This is a genomic window from Flectobacillus roseus, assembly GCF_030056595.1.
GTDB lineage: Bacteria > Bacteroidota > Bacteroidia > Cytophagales > Spirosomataceae > Flectobacillus > Flectobacillus roseus.
This window is the reverse complement of record NZ_JASHIF010000015.1, coordinates 12,548-39,498: the sequence shown is the minus strand read 5'-3', so window position 1 is coordinate 39,498 and position 26,951 is coordinate 12,548. Positions and strand designations below refer to the sequence as shown.

The following is a 26,951-nucleotide window of genomic DNA, read 5'->3' as shown; positions in this document are numbered from 1 at the left end:
CTTCCTAAATAAAAAGGGGCAATTTGATAACTCAAATTGCCCCTTTTTTTATCTAAAAATAGCTAAAGTACCCTTCAACTCTAACTCTGGATGATCAGGGAAAGGTATGATATGGTAGGTATAAGATCCCATTGGCAATACTCGCCCATTATAGGTTCCATCGAAGCCCGCATAAGCGCCATAGGAGTAATAGGCTATTTCGCCCCATCGATTAAATACCCGTACTTCTGCATTAGGATATGCTGTTATGTTGGTTAATTCCCAAGTATCATTAAATCCGTCTCCATTAGGAGTAAATACATCTGGAATCCAGATTTTTTCAAACACTACGACATCTACCGATTTTTCGTCACTACAATTTGAGCTAAATGGACTTTCTACCTTCAAAGTGTAAGTCTGTGTTGCTGAAGGATTAGCGATAGGTGTTGGAATTTTTGGATCGCTTAAGGCAACATTAGGACTCCATGTATAAAGATATGTCGGATCTGTATAATTGCTTTGAAGAGTTACACTTGAACCTTTCCACATAAATTCAGTACGAGCAAATTCGATTTTAGGAATTTCATGAATGATTACATCTTGATTAGCCACACCATTCAAACAACTCAATGTACCTCTTACCTCATAATTTACGGTGTGTTTTCCTACGCCTAATTTGGCATAATCAAACTGCGTTGCAGCAATACCATCGATGGTAAATGTACCGCCAATAGGAGTACCTTCCAAAGGGATGGCTGTATGATTGAGTCCACAAACGGAGGGAATATTAGTAATTTTGGGCTGAACCTGATTAACAAATTTTGCCGTGAATACCTTTTCGGCACTACACTCTCCATCCGAAACCTTCACTTTATAATCAGCATCACTAGTGATTGTTAATTTGCTACCTACCTCCGAAAGTATAGTACTATTTTGAGACCATTCATAACTTACAAAACCTGTGGTAGCTTGTAAACTGGCTGGTTGTCCAATACAAAAATCTGTACCGCCAGTGCTACTAGTAAGTACCACTTGAGGGTCTTTTACAACAATTTGAACACTGTCCTCTAAATTTGGACAGCTATTATTTTGTGGCAAAGAATAAAAGATTTTGTGAGTTCCTACTTTGGCATCTTGTGGCGAAAAAAAGCCCATGGAGGTATTGGTAATACCTGGCCCTCTGAACGTACCTCCAGCATAATTTACCGAAAGATTAAAGCCTGCTGTACTTACACCACAGACTGTTGGAACGGGCGTAATGACTGGTTGTTGTAAGGAAAAATAAGTAATCTCATAAGGGGTAGATGATTTTACACAACCTGTAGTTCTATCTATTACTTCGAGTACATACTTACCTTCTTTGGTAGCCTTAATGACAGTATTATTATTGTTTAGCGAGCTATTATTGAGTCGCCAATTATAAAAAACATTAGTGACTATATTTGCTCGAAGCTCTAAGGAATTACCTTTACAGATTTGGTTTGTAGGACTTGCAGGGGTAATTTCTGAAACTGGAGCTATCAAATCTACAACTGTTACTTCTGGAAATGAAACAGTTGCGTTACCAGATTTACGGTTAGCAAAAAGTCTATATCTACCTGATTCTGTAATATTCAAATCACTACCATTGACACCTCCCACCCCATTCACTTGAGCCGACCAACTTTGTGAGGATACCACGAACTGTTGCCAACTAAAACCTGAATAATCATCGGGATTATCAACATACAAACGTAGAGAACTGTTAGGGCATATACCTAAACCATCCATCTTAATTTGCTGTGCAAATGACGAAGAATAACTCAGGAATAATATGGTAAAAAAGGCAATATATCGGTAAATATTTATGGGCATATAAGTTAGTAATCGAAATTGTAGGAAATGCTTTTTGATATGGGCTATTTGAAAATTCAGGAATGAAGAGTTATTTTTTGGGTGCTGTTAGAGTAAATTTTCTATCACACATTTACCCAAAATTCTTTTCTAAAACAGCTTTCAAAGTATAATCCTGATCCTCAATAAGATTGACAAATTTACTGTAATTAACGTTGCAATACAATTGAATATTTTCCTGATACTCTTTTCCAAAAAAGAAACCCCTTCATCAATTGACAAAGGGGTTTGCTAATATGGGATAAGATAGAGTCTTCGCTCGCGATGAAAACTTCCGTTAATTAATTGGTCCCATTTCTTATTATCTTTTTAGAAAAGGCTTTTGCCTAATTCTATTTATCTCGCTGATTTTTGAATTGTAATTGGAACACATTCTTGAGGTCCGCAATCACAAGCTACAGGCTGAATTCTCACTACTTGATCTGTAAAACAACCATTGGCATTGAATACTCGAATCGTGTAGGTTTTTGTTGCCGTTGGATTCGGAATATTCGCCATCAAGATACCATTGGTAGGAATAACCGTTGCCGTTGCAAAGTTTTTCGTTCCTGTGTAAGTCGAAGCCTCAACAATGTCATATTTATCTCCAGTATTGAAACCTGCGATACGAATTGAGCCATTGTTTAGCGTAGTTGTTTTGTTACATTCTGAGTTAGTGACAATCGGAACAAAGTTTGGTTTTGCATAAACCATTACATCTGTTGTAGCTGTTGCCACACAACCATTAGCTGAAACAGTTACCATATAAATACCTTGTGACAGTGCACTCGCTCCTGATACTACAGGGTTTTGGGCTGTTGAAGTAAATCCATTTGGACCAGCCCAGCTATATGAAGTACCACCACTTGCTCCTAGAGTAATCGAAGAACCTGCACAAGCACTTACCGAAGTAGCGGTTGCATTTACACTATTTTTGGTTACGGCTACCGTTGTAGTTGCTTCACAGTTTTTATCAGTAATTACTTTCACGGTGTATGTTCCCTCTTGGGTAATCGATACCGTTTGAGATGTTGAGCTAAATCCGTTTGGACCTGTCCACAAGTAAGTTTGACCGCTAGTTACACCTGAATTAATGGTTAACTGTGTTGAAGCATCCGAGCAGAATGCTGTTGCTCCTGTTACAACCGTTGCTGCTTTAGGATTCTGAGTCACATTGAATACCTGAACAGATTTACATCCATTAGCTTCCGTAATATTCACCGTATAAGCTCCAGCAGTTGATACGCTAATTGAAGACGTTGTTGCTGAAGTATTCCAACTATAAGTAGCATTGGTAAATCCAGTGACTGCCAAAGTTGTTGTACTACCTTCACAGAATTCAATTGCTTTAGTCGTTGTTGGAATAGGACTCACTGTAATACCAACTGTCGCAGTAGTTGTACAACCAGAATTACCTTCGATAGTGACTGTATATGTTCCTGAATTACTTACTGAAACATTCGACAGTACAGGGTTCGTTGTTGTGGCAGTAAAGCTTGCTGGGCCGCTCCATGAGTAAGATTTTACGCCAGAACCAACCGTTGCATTTACATTCAAATTAACCGAACCTCCTGAACAAACAGTTGTCGCACTTGCTGAAGCATTTACATTAAATGTTTCAGTTGTCAAAGTTACGGTTCCTGTCGCAGAACATCCATTATTTGTTACTACCACTTGATAACTTCCTGCTGTACTTACATTAATCACTGCGGTATTGGCAGTAAATCCATTTGGACCAGTCCAAGCAAAAGTACCACTAGAGTTTGCCGTAAGCGCTACTTGACCACGTGGGCAGATTACTCTATTTCCAGAAATAGTCACCACTGGATTTTCTTTTACTGTCAAAGTTGCTGTGGTAGAACCAACACAACCTAATGAAGTCGTTCCTACTACGGTATAAACGCCATTCATTGTCGTAGCCGCACTATTTGAAATCAAGGCTTGAGCAGATGTTGAAGTAAATCCGTTTGGACCTGTCCATGAATAAGTACTTGCACCTGTAGCTGTCAATTGAGCAACACCTCCTACACAAACCTCAACATTAGATACATTTATCGTTGCCGCAGGATTCACGGTTACACTTGCTGTAGCTGTACCAATACAGCCCGTAGCATTAGTTCCTGTTACTGTGTAAATTCCTTGTGTATTTACTGATGGTGACGCACCTGTTGCTGTAAAGCCATTTGGTCCTGTCCATGAATAAGTACTTGCGCCAGTTACTCCCAAATTCAAACTTTGTCCTTGACAAATCGTTCCGCCTGTGGCTGTCAATGCTGGTAAGGTATTTACTGTTACCTGAACTGTTGTTGATGCACTACAAATATTACCATCACTTACGACTACTGTATAGGTTCCAGAATTTGAAGTTGTCGCACTTGCAATCGTTGGATTTTGCTGTGTCGAAGTAAAGCTTGATGGTCCACTCCATGAGTAATTAGAGCCTGAGCCATTCGCCTTCAATTCGATTGTTTGACCTTGACATACTACTGTATTTACTAACGTTGCACTTACTGTTGGTAGAGCATTTACTATAACATTTACTGTAGCCGTTGTCGTTGCTGAACAAGCATTATTAGCTGTTACTGTCAAGGTATATACTCCCGATTGAGCGGTTGTTACACCATTGATCGTTGGACTTTGACTTGTACTTGTAAAGCTTGCTGGACCACTCCATGAGTATTGTGATACCGTTGGCGTTCCTGTTACTACGGTCGTTAGTTTCACCGTTGAACCTGCACAATAAGTATTTTTATCCGTACTTACGCTAATTTGGGCCGCTGGGCAATTTACACCTGCATCAACAGTCAAGTTAGATGTGCCAGGAGTTGTGATTGATACTACACCAGTTGTACCTGTTAAATCAGCATCACTATCCTTTGTATCATCTCCACCAGCATCTTTCGTTGAAATCACATAGCCTGCAGGTAAAGTACTTGTCGAGAACACGACTTTGTAATCTCCTAAACCTAAGTAATCAAATCCATAAATACCAGAAGAATTAGTCGTAGTGGTTGCCAAGATATTTCCTAAGCCATCCGTCAATGTTACCGTTACATTATTTACTCCATTTAGCGGTGTTTCATTTTGGATACCATCTCTATTAGTGTCATACCATACTAAATCTCCAATTTTCGAAGGTTTAAATAAACCAAAATCAACTGTTAAGTTTGAAGTATTGTCAGTATCACCATCGTTTACAGGCTCTGTATAAGGAACTAATGTAATCGCTTTAGTGATAATTTCAGCACCTACTAATGTTCCGTTATCATCATTATTTACATCATTGTCAGGATCTGGTGTCGCACTACCTTCATAAGGTCCTGTTGCGCTACCATTTTTACCTGTTGATGAAATATAGCCTGCTGGTGCAATGATGCTTACGATATAATTATCTGGTTCAAGACCTGTAAATAGATAGTTACCTGTAGAAGTTGTTACCTGGGTCGCTATCGCTGCTCCGTCTGGAACATTGTCATTATTAGCATCACGATAAAGTTTTACCGTAACATTTGAAATACCTGACTCGCCAGCATCTTTAATACCATTGTTATTCAAATCATCCCATACCAAATCTCCAAGTTTCAAACATTTGTCTAATGAAATACTGATGGTAGTTGCAGCAGTACATCCATTCGCATCCGTAACTGTCAAAGTGTAAAAACCTGCATAAGTTGGTGAAGAAATTGGAATAGTTGGGTTTTGAATAGTTGAGCTATATCCAGCAGGACCAGCCCATGAGTACGAACCACCTATTCCGCCGCCGTTACCATACAAACTTATAGGAGCGCCTTGACAAATTATTGTTCCACCTTCGCTACTAGCAGTGGCTGTTGGAACTGGATTAACAAATACAAATATTTCTGACGTTGCAGTACATCCAAAACTATCTGTCGCTTTTACATTATAGAAGCCTTCATTTACTTCTAGAGCACCAGCAATTGTTGGGTTTTGACTTGTACTAGCAAAGCTACTTGGGCCACTCCATGTATAAGAAGCAATAGTAGCTCCACTTGCAGCAGTTGCATTTGCTTTCAATTCGATTGAAGAGTTATTACAAACAGTAGCATCAGTTACTGAGGCCGTTACTGTAGGTTTTGTTCTAACTACTACTTCTACTGTAGCAGTACCTGTACAACCTCCAGTTCCTGAAACGGTTACTGTATAGATACCATTCAAGCTAGTACTTGCATTTGTTAAAGAAGGAGTTGCTGAAGTTGATGAATACCCATTTGGTCCTTCCCACAAATATGAAGTTCCACCAGATGTTGATAAGGTCACTGTTCCTCCAATACAAACTGGAGAGTTAGTAGTTGCAACTGGTGTTGGTTTGCTGTTATAAATAACATCTACTGAGCGTCTTGAACCTACCGGTGTCTCACAGCTTGTTGTAGTATTTTTACAAGAAACAAAATAAGTAGCATTTGCAGATACTGCTACAGTATAAGCATTTCCAGAAGTCAATACTGTTGTTGAGCTTTGTGAGCTATACCAAACAGGGGTTAAACTTGCATCTCTACAATTTGCAGTAAGTGTTAAATTACCCGTACCACAAACAGAACCACCTTGAACATCAGCAGCAGCTGGTGCATCAGGAATAAGATTCACTGTACCTACCACTGGAGTTCTTCCGCCAATAGCTACCTCACAAAGCGTGGTATTGTTTTTACATGCCACATAATATGAAGTCGTTGCCGAAATACTTGGGCTATAAGTTGTACCTGTTGACAATACAGTAGTCGATGTCTGACTAGCGTACCATTGTACCGTTTCACCTGCACCACAAGTTGCTCCTAGTGTTAATACACCACTACCACATCTTGAGTTGTTTGTTACATTACTAGGACTTGGTGCTGGTGGTATTGGATTTACTGTACCTACTACAGCTTGACGTGAATTCGTTGCTGTTTCACAAGTTGTCGTGTTGTCTTTACAACCTACAAAATAGGTAGTCGTGGCTGTAATACTTGGTGCGTAGCTTGTACCTGTTGTCAAGACACTGGTCGAGGTCTGGCTTGCGTACCATTGTACCGTTTGGCCTGATGAACATACTGCACTTAAGTTTACTACTCCACTACCACATACTGCGCCACCTTGTACACTTGATGAACTTGGTGCTGGCAAGTTTGGATTTACTGTACCTGTTACTCCTTGACGTGTACCTGCAGTTGTTTCACAAGTTGTCGTGTTGTCTTTACAACCTACATAATAAGTAGTCGTTGCTGTCAAACTTGGTGCATAACTCGTACCTGTTGTCAACACACTTGTTGAGCTCTGACTTGCATACCATTGTACTGTTTGACCAGTTGAACATGTTGCTGTCAAGGTTACTACACCTGCTTCACATCTTGATGCCCCTACTACATTATTTGCACTTGGTGCACTTGGGATTGGGTTAACCGTTCCGATTACACCTTGACGTGAGCCTGTCGCTGTTTCACAAGTTGTTGTATTATCCTTACAAGCTACATAATAAGTAGTCGTTGAAGTGATGCTTGGAGCATAACTTGTACCTGTTGTCAATACACTGGTTGAACTCTGACTTGCATACCATTGTACTGTTTGACCTGTCGTACAAGTTGCTGTCAAATTCACTACTCCACTTCCACAAACGGCACCATTTGTTACATTTCCTGCACTTGGTGCACTTGGGATTGGGTTAACTGTACCTACTACTGCTTGACGTGAGTTGATCGCCGTCTCACAAGTCGTAGTATTATCTTTACAGCCTAAATAATATGTCGTCGTCGCTGCAATACTTGGTGCATAGCTGGTGCCTGTCGACAACACTGTAGTTGAGGTCTGACTTGCATACCATTGTACTGTTTGACCTGTTGAACATGTCGCACTCAAGTTTACGACGCCACTTCCGCAAACTGCTCCGCCTGTTACATTACCTGCACTTGGTGCGCTTGGGATTGGGTTAACTGTGCCTACTACTGCTTGACGTGAATTCGTTGCTGTTTCACAAGTTGTCGTGTTGTCTTTACAACCTACAAAATAAGTAGTTGTTGCTGTAATACTTGGTGCGTAGCTTGTACCTGTTGTCAAGACACTTGTTGAGGTCTGACTTGTGTACCATTGTACTGTTTGACCTGTTAAACATACCGCACTTAAGTTTACTACACCACTACCACATACTGCGCCACCTTGTACATTTGATGAACTTGGTGCTGGTAAGTTTGGATTTACGGTACCTGTTACTCCTTGACGTGTTCCTGTTGTTGTTTCACAAGTTGTCGTATTGTCTTTACAACCTACATAATAAGTCGTCGTTGCTGTAATACTTGGTGCATAACTTGTGCCTGTTGTCAACACACTTGTTGAGCTCTGACTTGCATACCATTGTACGGTTTGACCTGTTGAACATGTTGCTGTCAAAGTCACTACACCTGCTTCACATCTTGATGCCCCTACTACATTATTCGCGCTTGGTGCACTTGGGATTGGATTAACCGTTCCGATTACGCCTTGACGTGAGCCTGTTGCTGTTTCACAAGTTGTTGTGTTATCCTTACATCCTACAAAGTAGGTTGTCGTTGCGGTGATGCTTGGAGCATAACTTGTTCCTGTTGTCAATACACTTGTCGAACTCTGACTTGCATACCATTGTACTGTTTGACCTGATGAACAAGTTGCTGTCAAGTTCACTACACCACTTCCACAAACGGCACCATTCGTTACATTACCTGCACTTGGTGCGCTTGGGATTGGGTTAACTGTACCTACTACCGCTTGACGTGAGTTTGTTGCCGTCTCACAAGTCGTAGTATTATCTTTACAACCTACATAATATGTCGTCGTTGCTGCAATACTTGGTGCATAGCTGGTGCCTGTCGACAACACTGTAGTCGAGGTCTGACTTGCATACCACTGTACAGTTTGACCTGTTGAACATGTCGCACTTAAGTTTACAATTCCACTACCACATCTTGAGTTATTAGTTACATTACCTGCACTTGGTGCGCTTGGGATTGGATTCACTGTGCCTACTACTGCTTGACGTGAATTCGTTGCTGTTTCGCAAGTTGTCGTATTGTCTTTACAACCTACAAAATAAGTAGTCGTTGCTGTAATACTTGGTGCGTAGCTTGTGCCTGTTGTCAATACACTGGTCGAGGTCTGGCTTGCGTACCATTGTACCGTTTGGCCTGATGAACATACTGCACTTAAGTTTACTACGCCACTGCCGCAAACTGCACCTCCTTGTACATTTGATGAACTTGGTGCTGGTAAGTTTGGATTTACGGTACCTGTTACTCCTTGACGTGTTCCTGTTGTCGTTTCACAAGTCGTTGTGTTGTCTTTACAACCTACATAATAAGTAGTCGTTACTGTCAAACTTGGTGCATAACTTGTGCCTGTTGTCAACACACTTGTTGAACTTTGACTTGCATACCATTGTACGGTTTGACCAGTTGAACAGGTTGCTGTCAAGGTTACTACACCTGCTTCACATCTTGATGCCCCTACTACATTATTCGCACTTGGTGCACTTGGGATTGGGTTAACCGTTCCAATTACGCCTTGACGTGAGCCTGTCGCTGTTTCACAAGCTGTTGTATTATCCTTACATCCTACAAAGTAGGTTGTCGTTGCGGTGATGTTTGGAGCATAACTTGTACCTGTCGTCAATACACTTGTTGAACTCTGACTTGCATACCATTGTACCGTTTGACCTGATGAACAAGTTGCTGTCAAATTCACTACACCACTTCCACAAACGGCACCATTTGTTACATTACTTGAACTTGGTGCATTTGGAATTGGGTTAACTGTTCCTACTACCGCTTGACGTGAGTTGGTCGCCGTCTCACAAGTCGTAGTATTATCTTTACATCCTACATAGTAAGTCGTCGTTGCTGCAATACTTGGTGCATAGCTGGTGCCTGTCGACAACACTGTAGTTGAGGTCTGACTTGCATACCATTGTACTGTTTGACCTGTTGAACAGGTTGCACTTAAGTTTACGACACCACTTCCGCAAACTGCTCCGCCTGTTACATTACCTGCACTTGGCGCACTTGGGATTGGGTTAACTGTTCCAACTACTGCTTGACGTGAATTCGTTGCTGTTTCACAAGTTGTCGTGTTGTCTTTACAACCTACAAAATAGGTAGTTGTTGCTGTAATACTTGGTGCGTAGCTTGTACCTGTTGTCAATACACTGGTCGAGGTCTGGCTTGCGTACCATTGTACCGTTTGGCCTGATGAACATACTGCACTTAGGTTTACTACACCACTTCCGCAAACGGCACCACCTTGTACATTTGATGAACTTGGTGCTGGTAAGTTTGGATTTACGGTACCTGTTACTCCTTGACGTGTTCCTGTTGTTGTTTCACAAGTTGTCGTATTGTCTTTACAACCTACATAATAAGTTGTCGTTGCTGTCAAACTTGGTGCATAACTTGTGCCTGTTGTCAATACACTTGTTGAACTTTGACTTGCATACCATTGTACGGTTTGACCTGTTGAACAAGTTGCTGTCAAAGTCACTACACCTGCTTCACATCTTGATGCCCCTACTACATTATTTGCACTTGGTGCACTTGGGATTGGGTTAACCGTTCCGATTACACCTTGACGTGAGCCTGTCGCTGTTTCACAAGTTGTTGTGTTATCCTTACATCCTACAAAGTAGGTTGTCGTTGCGGTGATGTTTGGCGAATAACTTGTACCTGTTGTCAATACACTGGTTGAACTCTGACTTGCATACCATTGTACGGTTTGACCTGTCGTACAAGTTGCGGTTAAATTCACTACACCACTTCCGCAAACTGCACCATTTGTTACATTACTTGAACTTGGTGCACTTGGGATTGGGTTAACTGTTCCTACTACTGCTTGACGTGAGTTTGCTGCCGTCTCACAAGTCGTAGTATTATCTTTACATCCTACATAGTAAGTCGTCGTCGACGCAATACTTGGTGCATAGCTGGTGCCTGTCGACAACACTGTAGTTGAGATCTGACTTGCATACCATTGTACTGTTTGGCCTGTTGAGCATGTTGCACTTAAGTTTACGACACCACTTCCACAAACTGCTCCGCCTGTTACATTACCTGCACTTGGTGCGCTTGGGATTGGATTCACTGTTCCAACTACTGATTGACGTGAATTCGTTGCTGTTTCGCAAGTTGTAGTATTGTCTTTACAACCTACAAAATAAGTAGTCGTGGCTGTAATACTTGGTGCGTAGCTTGTGCCTGTTGTCAAGACACTTGTCGAGGTCTGACTTGCGTACCATTGTACCGTTTGACCTGATGAACATACCGCACTTAAGTTTACTACGCCACTGCCGCAAACTGCTCCATTCGTTACATTACCTGCACTTGGTGCTGGTAAGTTTGGATTTACGGTACCTGTTACTCCTTGACGTGTTCCTGATGTTGTTTCACAAGTTGTCGTGTTGTCTTTACAACCTACATAATAAGTAGTCGTTGCTGTCAAACTTGGTGCATAACTTGTGCCTGTTGTCAACACACTCGTTGAGCTCTGACTTGCATACCATTGTACTGTTTGTCCTGTTGAACATGTTGCTGTCAAAGTCACTACACCTGCTTCACATCTTGATGCGCCTACTACGTTGCTTGAACTTGGTGCACTTGGAATTGGATTAACCGTTCCGATTACGCCTTGACGTGAGCCTGTTGCTGTTTCACATGTTGTTGTATTGTCTTTACATCCCACAAAGTATGTTGTCGTGGCTGTGATGCTTGGCGCATAACTTGTACCTGTTGTCAATACACTTGTCGAGGTTTGACTTGCATACCATTGTACTGTTTGACCTGTCGTACAAGTTGCTGTCAAATTCACTACACCACTTCCACAAACTGCACCATTCGTTACATTACTTGAACTTGGTGCACTTGGGATTGGGTTAACTGTTCCTACTACTGCTTGACGTGAGTTGGTCGCCGTCTCACAAGTCGTAGTATTATCTTTACAACCTACATAGTAAGTCGTCGACGACGCAATACTTGGTGCATAGCTAGTGCCTGTTGTCAACACTGTAGTCGAGGTCTGACTTGCATACCACTGTACAGTTTGACCTGTTGAACATGTCGCACTTAAGTTTACAATTCCACTACCACATCTTGAGTTATTAGTTACATTACCTGCACTTGGTGCGCTTGGGATTGGATTCACTGTGCCTACTACTGCTTGACGTGAATTCGTTGCTGTTTCGCAAGTTGTCGTATTGTCTTTACAACCTACAAAATAAGTAGTCGTTGCTGTAATACTTGGTGCGTAGCTTGTGCCTGTTGTCAATACACTGGTCGAAGTCTGGCTTGCGTACCATTGTACCGTTTGACCTGATGAACATACTGCACTTAAGTTTACTACGCCACTGCCGCAAACTGCTCCACCTTGTACACTTGATGAACTTGGTGCTGGCAAGTTTGGATTTACGGTACCTGTTACTCCTTGACGTGTTCCTGTTGTTGTTTCACAAGTTGTTGTGTTATCTTTACAACCTACATAATAAGTCGTCGTTGCTGTCAAACTTGGTGCATAACTTGTGCCTGTAGTCAACACACTTGTTGAACTCTGACTTGCATACCATTGTACGGTTTGACCTGTTGAACATGTTGCTGTCAACGTTACTACACCTGCTTCACATCTTGATGCCCCTACTACGTTGCTTGAACTTGGTGCACTTGGAATTGGATTAACCGTTCCGATTACACCTTGACGTGAGCCTGTTGCTGTTTCACAAGTTGTTGTGTTGTCTTTACATCCTACATAATAGGTTGTCGTTGAAGTGATGCTTGGTGAATAACTTGTACCTGTTGTCAATACACTTGTCGAACTCTGACTTGCATACCATTGTACCGTTTGACCTGTTGAACAAGTTGCTGTCAAATTCACTACGCCACTTCCGCAAACGGCACCATTTGTTACATTACTTGAACTTGGTGCACTTGGGATTGGGTTAACTGTTCCTACTACCGCTTGACGTGAGTTGGTCGCCGTCTCACAAGTCGTAGTATTATCTTTACAACCTACATAATAAGTCGTCGTCGCTGCTACACTTGGTGCGTAGCTGGTGCCTGTCGATAACACTGTTGTTGATGTCTGGCTTGCATACCATTGTACTGTTTGGCCTGTTGAACAGGTTGCACTTAAGTTTACAACACCACTTCCACAAACTGCTCCGCCTGTTACATTACCTACACTTGGTGCGCTTGGGATTGGATTAACTGTGCCAACTACTGCTTGACGTGAATTCGTTGCTGTTTCGCAAGTTGTCGTATTGTCTTTACAACCTACAAAATAGGTAGTCGTTGCTGTAATACTTGGTGCGTAGCTTGTGCCTGTTGTCAATACACTGGTCGAGGTCTGGCTTGCGTACCATTGTACCGTTTGGCCTGATGAACATACTGCACTTAAGTTTACTACGCCACTGCCGCAAACTGCACCTCCTTGTACATTTGATGAACTTGGTGCTGGTAAGTTTGGATTTACGGTACCTGTTACTCCTTGACGTGTTCCTGTTGTTGTTTCACAAGTTGTTGTGTTGTCTTTACAACCTACATAATAAGTCGTCGTTACTGTCAAACTTGGTGCATAACTTGTGCCTGTTGTCAACATACTTGTTGAACTTTGACTTGCATACCATTGTACGGTTTGACCAGTTGAACAGGTTGCTGTCAAGGTTACTACACCTGCTTCACATCTTGATGCCCCTACTACATTATTCGCACTTGGTGCACTTGGGATTGGGTTAACCGTTCCAATTACGCCTTGACGTGAGCCTGTCGCTGTTTCACAAGTTGTTGTGTTATCCTTACATCCTACAAAGTAGGTTGTCGTTGCGGTGATGTTTGGCGAATAACTTGTACCTGTTGTCAATACACTTGTTGAACTCTGACTTGCATACCATTGTACCGTTTGACCTGTTGAACAAGTTGCTATCAAATTCACTACACCACTTCCACAAACTGCGCCATTTGTTACATTACTTGAACTTGGTGCACTTGGAATTGGGTTAACTGTTCCTACTGCTGCTTGACGTGAGTTAGTCGACGTTTCACATGTTGTAGTGTTGTCTTTACATCCTACATAATATGTCGTCGTCGCTGCAATACTTGGTGCGTAGCTGGTGCCTGTCGACAACACTGTTGTCGAGGTCTGGCTTGCATACCATTGTACTGTTTGACCTGTCGAACATGTCGCACTTAAGTTTACGACACCACTTCCACAAACTGCTCCGCCTGTTACATTACCTGCACTTGGTGCGCTTGGGATTGGATTCACTGTTCCTACTACTGCTTGACGTGAATTCGTTGCTGTTTCGCAAGTCGTTGTATTGTCTTTACAACCTACAAAATACGTAGTTGTTGCCGTAATACTTGGTGCGTAGCTGGTGCCTGTTGTCAAGACACTTGTCGATGTTTGACTTGCGTACCATTGTACTGTTTGACCTGTTGAACATACCGCACTTAAGTTTACTACACCACTACCACAAACGGCACCATTCGTTACATTACTTGAACTTGGTGCTGTTGGCAATGTATTAATAGTCCCAGTTACTGCGGTTCTACTTGCTGTTGGTGTTTCGCAATTGGTCGTTGTATTTTTACACCCTACATAATAAGTAGTACTAGCTGTTAAACTTGGACTATAAGATGCTCCCGTTGTCAATACTGTTGTTGATGACTGAGACGAATACCATTGCGCAGTTTCGCCACTACCGCAAGTTGCACCCAATGTTACTGTTCCTGCACCACAACGAGTTGCTGGAGTTACAGTTGGAGATGATGGTGTAGCATTAATTGTAATAGCAATAGAGGCATTACTAGAACAACCTGTATTACCTGTTACAGTTAAAGTATATGTTCCAGTAGTACTTGCTGTGATATTTTGAGTTGTTGCACTAAAGCTATTTGGACCTGTCCATGAGTATGATACCGTAGGAACGTCCACTGTCATTGAGATATCATCTAGTGCGAAGTCATTACCGCCTGTATTCGTATTTTCATTTCTAACCTCAAAATATGCTGTCGTACTACTTCCCGAACTCCATGTAGTTGATAATTGTTGCCAAGCACAAGTAGTCGCTGATAAGGTTGTCGAAGTACCAACTTTTACTCCATTCACATAAAATGCAAGAGTAGATGGACTCGTTGAAGAGATAGAAGTAGCATAAGTACTTAATCTATAAGTAGTATTTGGATTCACTGCAATTCTTTGTCCCCATACCGTAAGGTTTGCACTTGTGCCTCCATCTGCAACAAATATTTTACCAGTACCTGCGGTAGTTCTATCTTTACAGGCTGATGCCCAATTGAAATAGGTATTAGCATCAGTTACAACACCAAAAACACCGTATCCCCCATTTTGCTCTCCATAGTGTGTGACAAAACCAATATCTCCAGCTGAGAAATCTCCATTATAAACAAGGTTAGGGTTAGCCACACTCCCCGCACCATTTATCGTAATTGGCGTTCCACAATTAGAGGTATTACCTCCTACTGCTGTCGCACTTACCCCCGAAACTGCTCCACTCACAGTTAGGTTGACTGGAGTTTTCATACTTTCACAGTTGTTAAGTGTACAGGTTGCGAATAAATTCAATGATGTACTTCTTGAAGCTGGTGTATATGTAGCACCTGTAGCAATTGGAGTAGTATCAGTTGAACCACTATACCATTTCACAGTTCCCCCTGTACATCCTGTAGCTGTAAGTGTTGCAGTACCTGTTCCACAAATAGACGCACTACTAACAACAGGTGCAGAAGTACAAGTTTCTTCTGTCATACAGATATCATCAAACGCAACACCATCTCCTTCATTGTCGCGAGGAGTGATATATAATTCAAGATATGTTGCACCTGCTGGCGCTACAATTTCTACACAATACTGTTGCCAGTTAAGCGTCTCCCATTGTCCATCTGCATCGGCAGGTATTGATTGATAGATATCTCCTGTAGAAAGTATACCCTTATCACCACCTTCAGCATTTCTGAAGTTGTATTCAAAATACACATCTGCATTACCTTGTACACCCGATGGGTTAAATGCAGCCATATAAGCACATATTTTATATTTTTTTCCTGGAGTTACTGGGAAAAATTTTTGATTTGCGCTTGGTGCAAAAAGAACGCACTGATTATAACGTCCGTAGATAAAACGGTCGCCAGAGTTTGCATTTCCTGTTACACTTGCATCGATATAATATGCACCATTTTGGTTAGCATAATCATTTACATCTGTACCAATAGCCCAATCAGCAGGAGAAGCTCCTCTGTAAGCATCGGTATTGGTAGCAGTACGTGTAATATATGAGGCAGGAGATGATTGAAAATATACTGGAAACTTCTTCCCGTTATTAGTGACATTATCATCAGTCTCAAAACTTGAGTTAGTGACAATGTTATTGGTACAAGCCACAGTCGCACAGTTGTTTTTCAAAACAACTAATACGGCATTTGATTCAGCCACATAATCGTTACAGTTGGTACGACGAGCTGTTCTGATATAACAAGTTGTCTGTGTTATTGCCCCAGGCGTATAAGTTGCAGCTGTTGCACCCGAGATTGCAGTATATTTTGATGAGCCTGCTACGTTTGTAGGGCAAGCTCCATTTTCTAATGATGTAGCTTTATACCATTGATATTGAATCGTTTGTCCAGTATCTCCACCTGATGGTGATGTGACATTGGTAAGAGCTGCTGGTGTACTACTTACATTTTTACATAATACTTGGTTTGAGCCAATGGTACCTCCACTTGTTAAGTTGTTACAAGTATTGTTTACTGTCAAACACAAGTTATCTAACTTTAACCAGTCACCACTTGCATAACCTTCTACTCTCAAATAAGAAGTACCAGTAGGTGCAGTTCTAGTCAGTACATATTCTTTCAAAATGGTTTGTCCTGCCGGAACAATGTCCACATCCCAATCAACCTGAACTTCTGTAAAATCTAATAATGTACCTGAACTGTTATAAAAAGCAAGTCTATAGCGGTGATCGTAGTAGGGTTCGTGTGTACCACCATAAGCCGATAGTGTATAAGAAGTACCTGCGGTGATATTATCTACCCTCTGCCACATCGCTGCATTTGAGCTGTAAGCATACAAATATGCGTTATTAGCATCACAAACTTGAAAACCAGAACCAGTAGTCAAAGAAGCTGACGAGTTCCATTCCCAATAAGCTGTTTTTTGGTTAAGATCATACCCTGAACGAAACTCTTGAACCTCAAAGCCAGAGTTTTTCAACAAACCACCCGGACAGTCACAAGTAACTGAGCTAAAGCTACTACAGTTTACCGTAGTATTGAATGTCTGATAGTGCACTTCCCCTTGTGCATGTGTATAGTTCATACAGACTACCTGACCTTCAATATTACCAGAACCCGCTTTGTTGACGTGTGCATTTGGTGCAAACACAGTACCAATGATAGTACTACCTCCGTTTAGGTTGATTGTTGCACTACCCGCTGAGTTATTCACAAAGTTGAACAAGATATACTGACCTGCTGCGTTAGGTACTCCAGGAAAATTAGGAATGGTCCAGTTAAATGAAGTGGCAGTTCCTATATCCACAGTAATTACGACTGGGTTGGTAGCAGAAGGTACAATATTGAATTTTATCTCGTTGAACAATGCCAATTGACTGGCTGTCATTTTGAAGAAATTGGTACGACCTGCCGTCAAGTTAAAAGTATAAGACGTGGCAGTAGTCGATACTGTGGTATTTGAAGAGCAACCTTTATAGGTAGTTGAGTAACTACGCATATTAGCAATGGCTGTATTAAAGTCGAACACATCGGCATTAATAGAAGCTTGCGTTTGAGCTACAGACAAATTGATACGAGGGTTTGCATCCTGTGAGGTCGCACTTGATGCAGTAAGACGTGTGGGATTGGTAGACCAATACTTTGAAGTTGTGAAATCTTTAATTTTCACAAAACCACCATTAAGGATATTGACACCACTACCAGCCGAGTAGCTCACATTACCTTCAACAATCAAAGCCGTATTGTTGGCATCACCTGAAGCTTTGAAGCTACCAGTGGTACTCATCGACAATGAATAGGCACCATTGAGTGTAAGGTTACCAAAAGTAGCCAAACCACCATTGGCGTCACCATTGGTAAGTACGGTATTACCGTAAGCAAAAATGTTAAAACCTTGTACGGGACTTAGAGGGTTTTGTTGGGCTTGAGATTTTATTGTACCTCCTAAAAAAAAGATAAGGGGCACAAGCAACACAATCCTCAAAATTCCATTGGCATGGTTTTTGAGGTAGTGGCGTGCTCTTCTAAAAGTGTTCAACTCAGGCGTACATAACTTACTTAGGTCGCACTTTGATGAAGTACGTAATGAAGCAGTAAAGTTTTTCATGGGGAAACTTTATTAATTTAACTCGGCGGATTCTAGGAAAAATTATATTTCTGGACTAGTACAAACTAAATCCAAACAACTGTTTCGAGAAGACAATATCGTCTTTGGGGCGGGGACAAACATCTGTAGGTGGTGTCAAAACAGATACACCTCAAATCATTTCATGGCGTTTAAAATGATAGCGTGATTTCCTACAAAATGCATTCGAAAACAGCAATGATTTACAAAACAAAAACGTGAGACGACTAATAGCGGAATGAGCCGAATGTGATAAGCCTAGATTACCGAGGTTGATTAACGAAAATAAATGTTACAGGGAAAGCTTGCGGTTCTTTCCTACAGAAATGGCGTTACTCTTTAAAACTTAGGCTTTTGCATTATACTAAGCGGTATTGCGGTTCGCATTGTATAATCTATAATAATTCTGAAGCATTAGCGGGTGCCTGGCAGAAGTTCTCTAAAATAATTCTCTCAAAATTGTTTCTCAAAAACACGTTGCGAAGGTATTTTTTCAAAGGACTTTATTGTAAATTACAATTTTTAAAACAAATTGATTTTGGGCGGGTTTTGTAATAAAAATGCAATTTTGTCTTCAGAAAGACGAGAATTATTTACTATAAATGAAGCCAAAATCATGCCAAAATACAATATTATACCTATGGGTAGTTTTTTTCACTTTCTTGGAAAAATTATTAAACGGTATGTATTTCAGCCTTTTATAAAACTCTCTATTATAGGTATTTGATACTATAAAGCGTATAATCTTTACACTAATGCTATACAACGTACCTCAACGCTTAATTTGCATTATGATAGTGTTTTTCATTTCATTATCATCTATCTCTTTTACTCTTACAAACCCTATGGACAAAATTCCTTCAAAAAAAATATTAGCGCTTGGTGACTCCTATACCATCGGAGAGAGTGTTCTTGAATCAGAACGCTGGTCAGCACAATTAATTGAATTTATCAAAAAAGATATATCCATCTCCAAACATGATATTGTGGCTCAAACAGGTTGGACAACTTTTGAGTTACAAGATGCCATTGCATCACGCAAACTTGACAAACATTATGATTTGGTTACGCTACTCATTGGTGTAAATAATCAATATAGAGGTCTTTCGAAAGAAGAGTTCAGAAAGGATTTTCAGCAATTATTACAAACGGCAGTGAACTTTACTTCTGGTAATTTTCAACATGTCATGGTACTTTCAATACCAGATTGGGGTGTAAGCCCTTTTGCGTCAAATCGAGATAAAGCGCAAATTGCTAAAGAAATAGATGCGTTTAATAGCGTGGTTAAAGAGGAGTGTCAAAAGCTTCATGTGCCCTTTGTCGATATAACTCCTATCTCAAGAGCATACCCCAATGACGCAACGATGATTGCTGAAGATGGGTTACACTTTTCTGGAAAAATGTACGCACTTTGGGCTAAAGCTGCACAAGAAGAAGCTTTGAAAATTCTTACAAAGTAAATCTGGGAAGAAGTTATTAGTCAATCGTATATCCGTTACTAGATTGCCTTCATTATCAGTTGCGTACCATCAATATATTGTTAACTTAATCAATTCTAATACTTAAGTAAGAAAGCACGGTAAGTGCGATAGAAGTATCACAATACTGGATTCTGTCGCACATACAGCACTATTAGAGGTTCCCCTACCAGACTCCTACCTCAAAATCATCTAGCAAGCATTATAAGAGCAGAAAACAAACACTTTCTTTCAAAAATCATTATCAATACTACATAAATATTCACTTAAGAAAAAAGATTAAATTCATGATATACTTGCGGTAAATTTAAGACGTATCCTCTTGATTATGAGCATTCTAATAACGGATACACTAATAACTTCTTTTTACTTATTTCCCCATTAATTCCTGAAAATATTCTGCTGAAGCAATCAACGTTAGGGCTACTCCTGCTACCATTCCTGAAAGAATCAAATTCCAATCGTGTTTTTTGACTCTAAATACCTCTAGAATCAAAAAACTAATGACCAAAGTAAACATCACAATGAGTAATTGACCCAACTCTAAACCCACATTGAATGCCAATAGTGGCTTTAGTAAGCTTTCTTCTTTTCCCAACAAACTGCGCAGATAATTCGAAAAACCCATTCCATGAATCAACCCAAAAGTCATCGCCATTGGGTATCGAAGTGATGAGCTTTTTTCTTTCTGAAATCTAGTACTATCAACTGACTTATGAAAAAAGTTTAACACACATGTTAGGAAGATGGTAATAGGAATCAGAAATTCTATTACTTCTGTGCGATAGGTAATAATTTGAAGAGTAGCCAACGCCAAGGTTACCGAGTGTCCAAGCGTAAAGGCTGTCACTAATATTGCTAGTTTTTTCCAATCGCTAGGGCGATATACAGCACAAAGTGCAATAACAAACAAAATATGGTCATAGCCATTTACATCTGTGATGTGTTGAAAACCTAGTTGAAGATACAATTGAAAATCTGACATGAGCAGTTAATAGCAATTTAAAGGTTTGTCTCTGAAGTAAGATTCTACAAATTTAACTTAAAAGCAGACACAAAACACCTATATTTACAGCACTAATCAAAGAAGTTTTTGTTATATTTAGTTAAACAAATCCTCTTTCCTATTTTATGTTAGTCTTCTTAAAACAGCTTCCTTTTTTCTAATCAACCATCAACTATGAAACCAGATTATATCATCATTGGTGCAGGTTCGGCTGGCTGTGTGTTGGCACATCGTTTATCCAATATTCCCAATAACCAAGTTTTATTGGTCGAGGCAGGAGGAAAAGACGTAAAACCAGAAATACATATTCCTGCAGGATATGGTAAATTACATCACTCGAACGTAAACTGGAACTTTGTAACTGTACCTCAGGCCCATCTTCATAATAGGCAATTATACCAGCCAAGAGGTAAAACTTTAGGAGGGTCTAGTTCTGTTAATTGCATGGCTTATATCAGAGGGAATAAGGAGGATTACAATGATTGGGAAAAATGGGGAAATCGTGGATGGGGCTATCAGGATATGTTGTCCTATTTCACCAAATCAGAAAATAATCAGCAGTTTCAAAACGATTATCATGGAAAAGGCGGTTTACTCAATGTGAGTCATAATATCAATGTAACGCCATTAGCTGAAGCTTTTATAGAAGCCTGTGTGGAAGTGGGTATTCCTGCCAATCCAGATTTTAACGGTGTTCAGCAGGAAGGTGCAGGGAAATTTCAGTTTACCATTAAAAACGCTCGTCGCCATTCGACAGCAGCGGCTTTTTTAGTCCCTGCACTGTCGCGTCCCAACCTTTCTGTATTGACCAAAACACAAGTAGCTAGGATTATTATCGAAAATGATCAAGCTATAGGCATTGAAATCATCAAAGGAAATACTACGGAAAAAATTTATGCCCAAAAAGAAGTAATTCTATCGGCGGGAGCATTTCAAAGTCCTCATCTGTTGCTACTTTCGGGCATAGGCGACGCTTCGTATCTCAAAGATTTTCAAATAGATTGTAAGGTAAATTTATCGGGTGTTGGGCAAAATTTATCCGATCACCTTTTTGTCAATATCAACACCTTATGCAATCAACGTATTACCTACAATAATGCCGAGCGATTTCCGTGGCTACTCTCTAATCTTTATCAATACCTTTTCCAGAAAAAAGGACCATTGAGTTCAAGCCCACTCGAGGCTTGTGCATTTACGCAAACCAAAGCTGGTCTTGACCGCCCAGATATACAATTCCATTTTGCTCCTGTACTTGCCCCTAATTTGCATGAAGTAAAAACGTTACCCAAAGAAGAAGGATTCACGGTTTTGCCCACCTTACTCAAACCAAAAAGTAGAGGATATGTGGGTTTGTATGACAATCGTCCAAATTCTGTCCCACTTATTGATCCTTGCTATTTATCTGATTCTAAGGGCGAAGATATTGCCACGCTATTGAGGGCTGTTCACCAAGCAAAAGATATTTTATTATCGGATGCTTTTGCTCCATTTCGTCAACATGACACCTTATTTCTTCCTGATAAATATGAGAGTGACCTAGACTGGGAAACCTATATCAGGGCTACTTGTGAAACGGTTTACCACCCGTGTGGTACTTGCAAAATAGGCATCGACTCACAAGCTGTGGTCAACCCTGACTCGCTAGAAGTCTATGGTATCAAAGGTCTGAGAGTAGTAGATGCCTCTATTATTCCAGAAGTGATTGCAGGAAACACCAATGCCCCCGTCATTGCAGTAGCTGAAAAAGCATCAGACATAATAATTGGTTAGTGGGCAAAATAAAATCTAACTTTTGAGCTTTCGGCTTTCAGCAATGAGCTTTCGGCAAAATATTTCCCATGAATTCAAAAAAGCTTTTTGGCCTAGTACCCAAAGTATATTAATGCAATTTAACCTTGCGTTAATTTAAGATAACACACTGATAATCAAGACAAAAAATAACAATTTCCAAACTAACAAAAATCATATTTAGAGCTAACAAACAGAGGCTTACGGGCAGAGATTTGATTTTACTTTTGTCATAAATCAAATCTCATACAAGCCATGAACAACATTCTTATTGCTACCGATTTTTCGGATAATTCTCACAAAGCACTACAATACGCTATCTTAATAGCCCAAGCCACAGGTAGCGACTTATATTTGATCCATACGTATCTTCCTCGTTATGTCGAGCCAGGTATTTATGCAGATGCCGACACCATGCAAAAAGCGTTGGACGACCAACGTGATTCGCTTTATAGTAAAATGGTACCGCTAGCCTCAAAAGTCGAAGAAGCAAATATAAAATGCCATGTAGTCTTAGAAATGAACGACGTTATCTCTGGAGTTTTTGATACGGTCGAAAAATATAACATTGACCTAATTGTAATGGGACGAACAGGCGCTGGAGGCTTCTTAAGCAAACTAATCGGTAGCAATGCTGCCCATATTACAGCCAAAGCACATATACCAGTTTTGACAGTTCCAAATCAAGTAGAAGAGGTTGCGATAGATAAGATATTGTATGCTACTCAACTCGAATTTGACGAAAACCATATCTTGGCTCAAGTATTTGAATTGTCGCATCAACTAGGAGCAAATGTCGCACTTACCAAAGTAAGCGCACCTTTTGAACCTGATATTCAATCTGACAAACAATTTGTAGAACAAATCAAAACAGCTTTTGTAAAAGAAACTTTTAGTATCGATACCACCATTTCAAATAGTGTAACCGAAGGTATTCTCACTACTGCGGCTGAAAGAGGGGTCAATCTCATTGTTTTGGCAGCACATCATCGCAATTTCCTAACCCAACTAATAGATCCTAGCAAATCAAAACAAGTAATTATTCGTTCGGATATTCCTGTTTTGACCTATCAGCTATAACTGATAGTGTTTATTTTTTCTAAGAAATAGTTTATCGTAATGCCCTACCCTTTCAAGTAGGGCATTTCCGTTTAAAAACTTTCCCTCTATTTTAAAAAAATAATAATTCCTTTTTGAGGCCTCAACTAAGAAGGTGAAAATAGTTAATTACTTTTGTGGAAGTAAATTAATTTATATTGCCAATTTTTAACATCAACACTATGCGCAAATTTCTACCGTCTTTGGTGCTATTAATAGCACTGTTATCTCCTTATGGCATACTCGCACAAAGCTTTTCGGAAGATTTTAACTTTTCAGGCCTATTAACAGCCAATGGCTGGACCGCTCATAGCGGTGGTGGAACTAATGCCATCTCAACAACTACAGGATTAGTATTTGCAGGCTTAAATAATGCAGGCAATGCTGCAGTGTTGACAACTTCAGGCGAAGACGTTTCCAAACTATTAGCCACGCCATTTAGTACAGGTAGCGTTTATGTATCTTGTTTAGTAAATGTTACAGCAGCCAAAACCGCTGGTGATTATTTTATCCATTTAATCCAAGGAACAACTAGTTCGGGAGGCTTTAACCCAAGAATCTATATTCGCTCGTCTACAGACGGTATCCAGTTCGGTATTTCAAAAGGTTCTGCTTCTGGAACAACCTTGGCTTATACTACTAAAAGCTATGCCTTAAACACTACTTATTTGTTAGTGTTCCGTTATACTTTCAACAGTACAGCCACCAACGACGATACATCGGAGCTATTCGTTACAGATGCACTATCAAGTAATTCAGAACCTGCAAAAACAGATTGGCTAGCATCACTTGATACACAAAACGATGCTACAAGTTTAGGTATGATTGCTCTACGTCAGGGAACTGCCGCTAATGCACCCAATGTGATCGTTGACCGTTTGAAGGTAGGTGATTCTTGGGCAAGTGTAGCTTCTTTGAGTTCGTTACCTACATTATCAGCCGTTGGAACTACCCTGTCGAATACCAATTTGGGAACAGCCTCTGCAGCATCCAAAATTACTGTTACGGCATCTGATTTAGTAGCAGATATTGCAGTAAGTTTTAAAACTGCAACGGATAATTTTGAAATGAGTTTTGATGATGGTAAAACTTGGGGAACTACAGGAACTATCAATCAAAAAGGAGGAGCATTTTTAGTAAGAAGCTCTACAAAAGCCATCCTTGGTAATAATGAAGCTAGTATCTTACTATCAAGCGGTTCAGTTAGCAGCACTATTATTGTAAAAGGAACTGTTTTCCCTGCTGGAACAGGCCTATGTGGTATTACAACTAATATTAAGCAAGTTCGCGACAATATTCCTGCACAAAATACCTACTCAGGTGGTAGCGCTAGTATTGCAGGTAGAGTTACCAGTAAATTTGGAAGCAATAAGTTTTATTTACAGGATAACACAGGAGGTATTGCGGTATTCTCGGCAAGTGGAGCAACGTTATTTGCCAATATTTCAGTAGGTGACTCCGTTCAAGTTGTAGGGTCATTGGCTCGATTTAGTGGAGAAGCCGAAATCCTCAATCCAACCTGTATCAATAAAGTGGCAAGTACTAGCAAAACGCCTACGGTCGCTGTTTTTGATGCAAGTAAAAAAGGAACAACAACGCTTTCGACTTTTCTTGAATCAAATGAAGGAAAGGTGGTAAAGTTAATCGGTATGAACTTTACAGTAAACACAGGAAATTTTGCCAGTGCTACCAACTATAAAGTCATTGCCTGTAATGAAATGGGAGAAACAGAAGTACGTGTCGACGCTACAGCTACTGGTGTAATTGGCACGGCTGTTCCGAGTGTTACACAAGACATCACTGGAACGATAGGTCACTATATCAATACAAGTGGCACAGTAGATATCTTGCAGGTATTTCCTTACGTAGCTAGTGATATTTCAAAAAGCTCAACTTCTTGTACTATTACTGTACCTACGCCAGCATCATACTGCGGAACCTTGGCAGGTGCAACGATTAGTGCAGATTCTACCTTGGATATCACTACTTGGAACGTTGAATGGTTAGGAAATACAACAATTTCACCAAGCGCCTTGGGTCCCATCAAAGACACCCTCCAAATGAATAACGTAATTACGGTAATCAATAAATTGAAGTCGGATGTTTTCTGTCTTGAAGAGGTTTGTAACCATACCTACTTTGCTAGTTTGCTAGCGCAAAGTTTACCAAACTATGGTATCAAATGTCAAACTGACTACTACTCGCATTACTTTGATGCACCCGAAAAGGCAAGTGACCCAACAACCTATGCTCAGAAAATCTGCTTTGTATACAAAAAGGATATCATTACTCCTGTAGATGCCGAAACCAAGTCTTTACTGGTCGGAAAATATACCTATCCTCCTGCCAACAACTGGGCATCTGGTAGATTACCATATATGTTTGTGGCTGATGCCAAAATCAATGGAAAAACTAAAAGAATCAACTTTGTAGGAATTCATGCCAAATCTGGTTCAGCCGTTTCTGATTATACAAGAAGAAAGCAAGATGCTATTGACTTGAAAGCCGAATTAGATAGCAAATACGCCAGCAATACTGTCATAGTATTGGGTGACTACAATGATGATTTGGATACGTCTATTGCACTCGGAAATGCTTCTTCTTACAAAGAGTTTGTTGCGGATGCAGCAAATTATAAAACTATCTCAAAATCTTTGAGTGATTGCAAAGTATCTAGTACAGCTAGTTATTCTGACATTATTGACCATATTATGGTAAGTAACGAAATCGGCATACTGACAGAAGGCGCTGCAAATCCAGCGGTATCTACCTCAGGTATTTATTACATCAACAGTACGCTTAATGTTTCAAGACCAATCGATTTTGTAGCAGACTATACCAATAGCACTTCCGATCACTATCCTGTAAATGCTCGCTTCTATTTTGGCTTCTTACCTGTAAAAGTATTAGGTTTTGAAAAAGAAGAACAAGCATTTTACAAAGTTTATCCAAACCCTGTACAGGACAATTTAACCATTGATTTGTTGACTGCTGGAGAAACTAGCGAAATTACTATTGCCGATGTAATGGGAAGAGTAGTTTGGACAAAAACTACTAATGCAAACTTGGTAACAGTTCCTACATCAGATTTTACAAAAGGTTTGTACATTATTCGTATCAACCGCGGTAAATCATCAAGTGCGTTTAAGATTGAAAAATTATAAACGCAATGAGTGATTCTTTTTAAGATGAATTTTACTAGTAGAGACGCAATGCTTGCGTCTAAAGAGGTACCATTCTGAAATATAGTATCAAAAAAGGCGTTCGAAATTAGTTTTTCGAACGCCTTTTTTGATAAACACTTAGAACATAACCCAAATATCAAAATTCGGGATGACTCATATTTTTGATATTAC

7 protein-coding genes are annotated in these 26,951 nt (G+C 40.2%); 4 read left to right on the top strand and 3 right to left on the bottom strand.

Annotated features, from left to right (window positions below; all coding sequences use genetic code 11):
• Positions 1 to 48: 48 nt before the first annotated feature.
• The gene (locus tag QM524_RS17145) at positions 49 to 1,833 is read right to left on the bottom strand and encodes a gliding motility-associated C-terminal domain-containing protein (RefSeq protein ID WP_283345514.1); all 1,785 of its coding nucleotides are present in this window, start codon (positions 1,831 to 1,833) and stop codon (positions 49 to 51) included.
• A 375-nt stretch (positions 1,834 to 2,208) separates the two neighbouring features.
• Positions 2,209 to 18,207: an Ig-like domain-containing protein gene (locus tag QM524_RS17140; protein ID WP_283345513.1), complete on the bottom strand. Its 15,999-nt coding sequence runs from the start codon at positions 18,205 to 18,207 to the stop codon at positions 2,209 to 2,211.
• Between the two features lie 863 nt (positions 18,208 to 19,070).
• Between QM524_RS17140 and QM524_RS17135 the strand changes: the two genes are divergently transcribed.
• The gene (locus QM524_RS17135) at positions 19,071 to 19,685 is read left to right on the top strand and encodes an SGNH/GDSL hydrolase family protein (RefSeq protein WP_283345512.1); all 615 of its coding nucleotides are present in this window, start codon (positions 19,071 to 19,073) and stop codon (positions 19,683 to 19,685) included.
• Between the two features lie 388 nt (positions 19,686 to 20,073).
• Here the strand turns inward: QM524_RS17135 and QM524_RS17130 are convergent, their stop codons facing one another.
• Positions 20,074 to 20,688 (bottom strand): HupE/UreJ family protein, encoded by a 615-nt coding sequence (locus tag QM524_RS17130; RefSeq protein WP_283345511.1) that lies wholly within the window; start codon positions 20,686 to 20,688, stop codon positions 20,074 to 20,076.
• Positions 20,689 to 20,883: 195 nt separating this feature from the next.
• Here QM524_RS17130 and QM524_RS17125 point away from each other — a divergent pair, with 195 nt between their 5' ends.
• The 3 genes from QM524_RS17125 to QM524_RS17115 all read left to right on the top strand — a co-directional run bounded on the left by QM524_RS17125 (position 20,884) and on the right by QM524_RS17115 (position 26,759).
• Positions 20,884 to 22,479: a GMC family oxidoreductase gene (locus QM524_RS17125; RefSeq protein ID WP_283345510.1), complete on the top strand. Its 1,596-nt coding sequence runs from the start codon at positions 20,884 to 20,886 to the stop codon at positions 22,477 to 22,479.
• Positions 22,480 to 22,752: 273 nt separating this feature from the next.
• Entirely contained in the window at positions 22,753 to 23,577 is an 825-nt protein-coding gene (locus QM524_RS17120; protein WP_283345509.1) for a universal stress protein, read from the top strand.
• A 200-nt stretch (positions 23,578 to 23,777) separates the two neighbouring features.
• Positions 23,778 to 26,759 (top strand): T9SS type A sorting domain-containing protein, encoded by a 2,982-nt coding sequence (locus QM524_RS17115; RefSeq protein WP_283345508.1) that lies wholly within the window; start codon positions 23,778 to 23,780, stop codon positions 26,757 to 26,759.
• Positions 26,760 to 26,951: the final 192 nt, after the last annotated feature.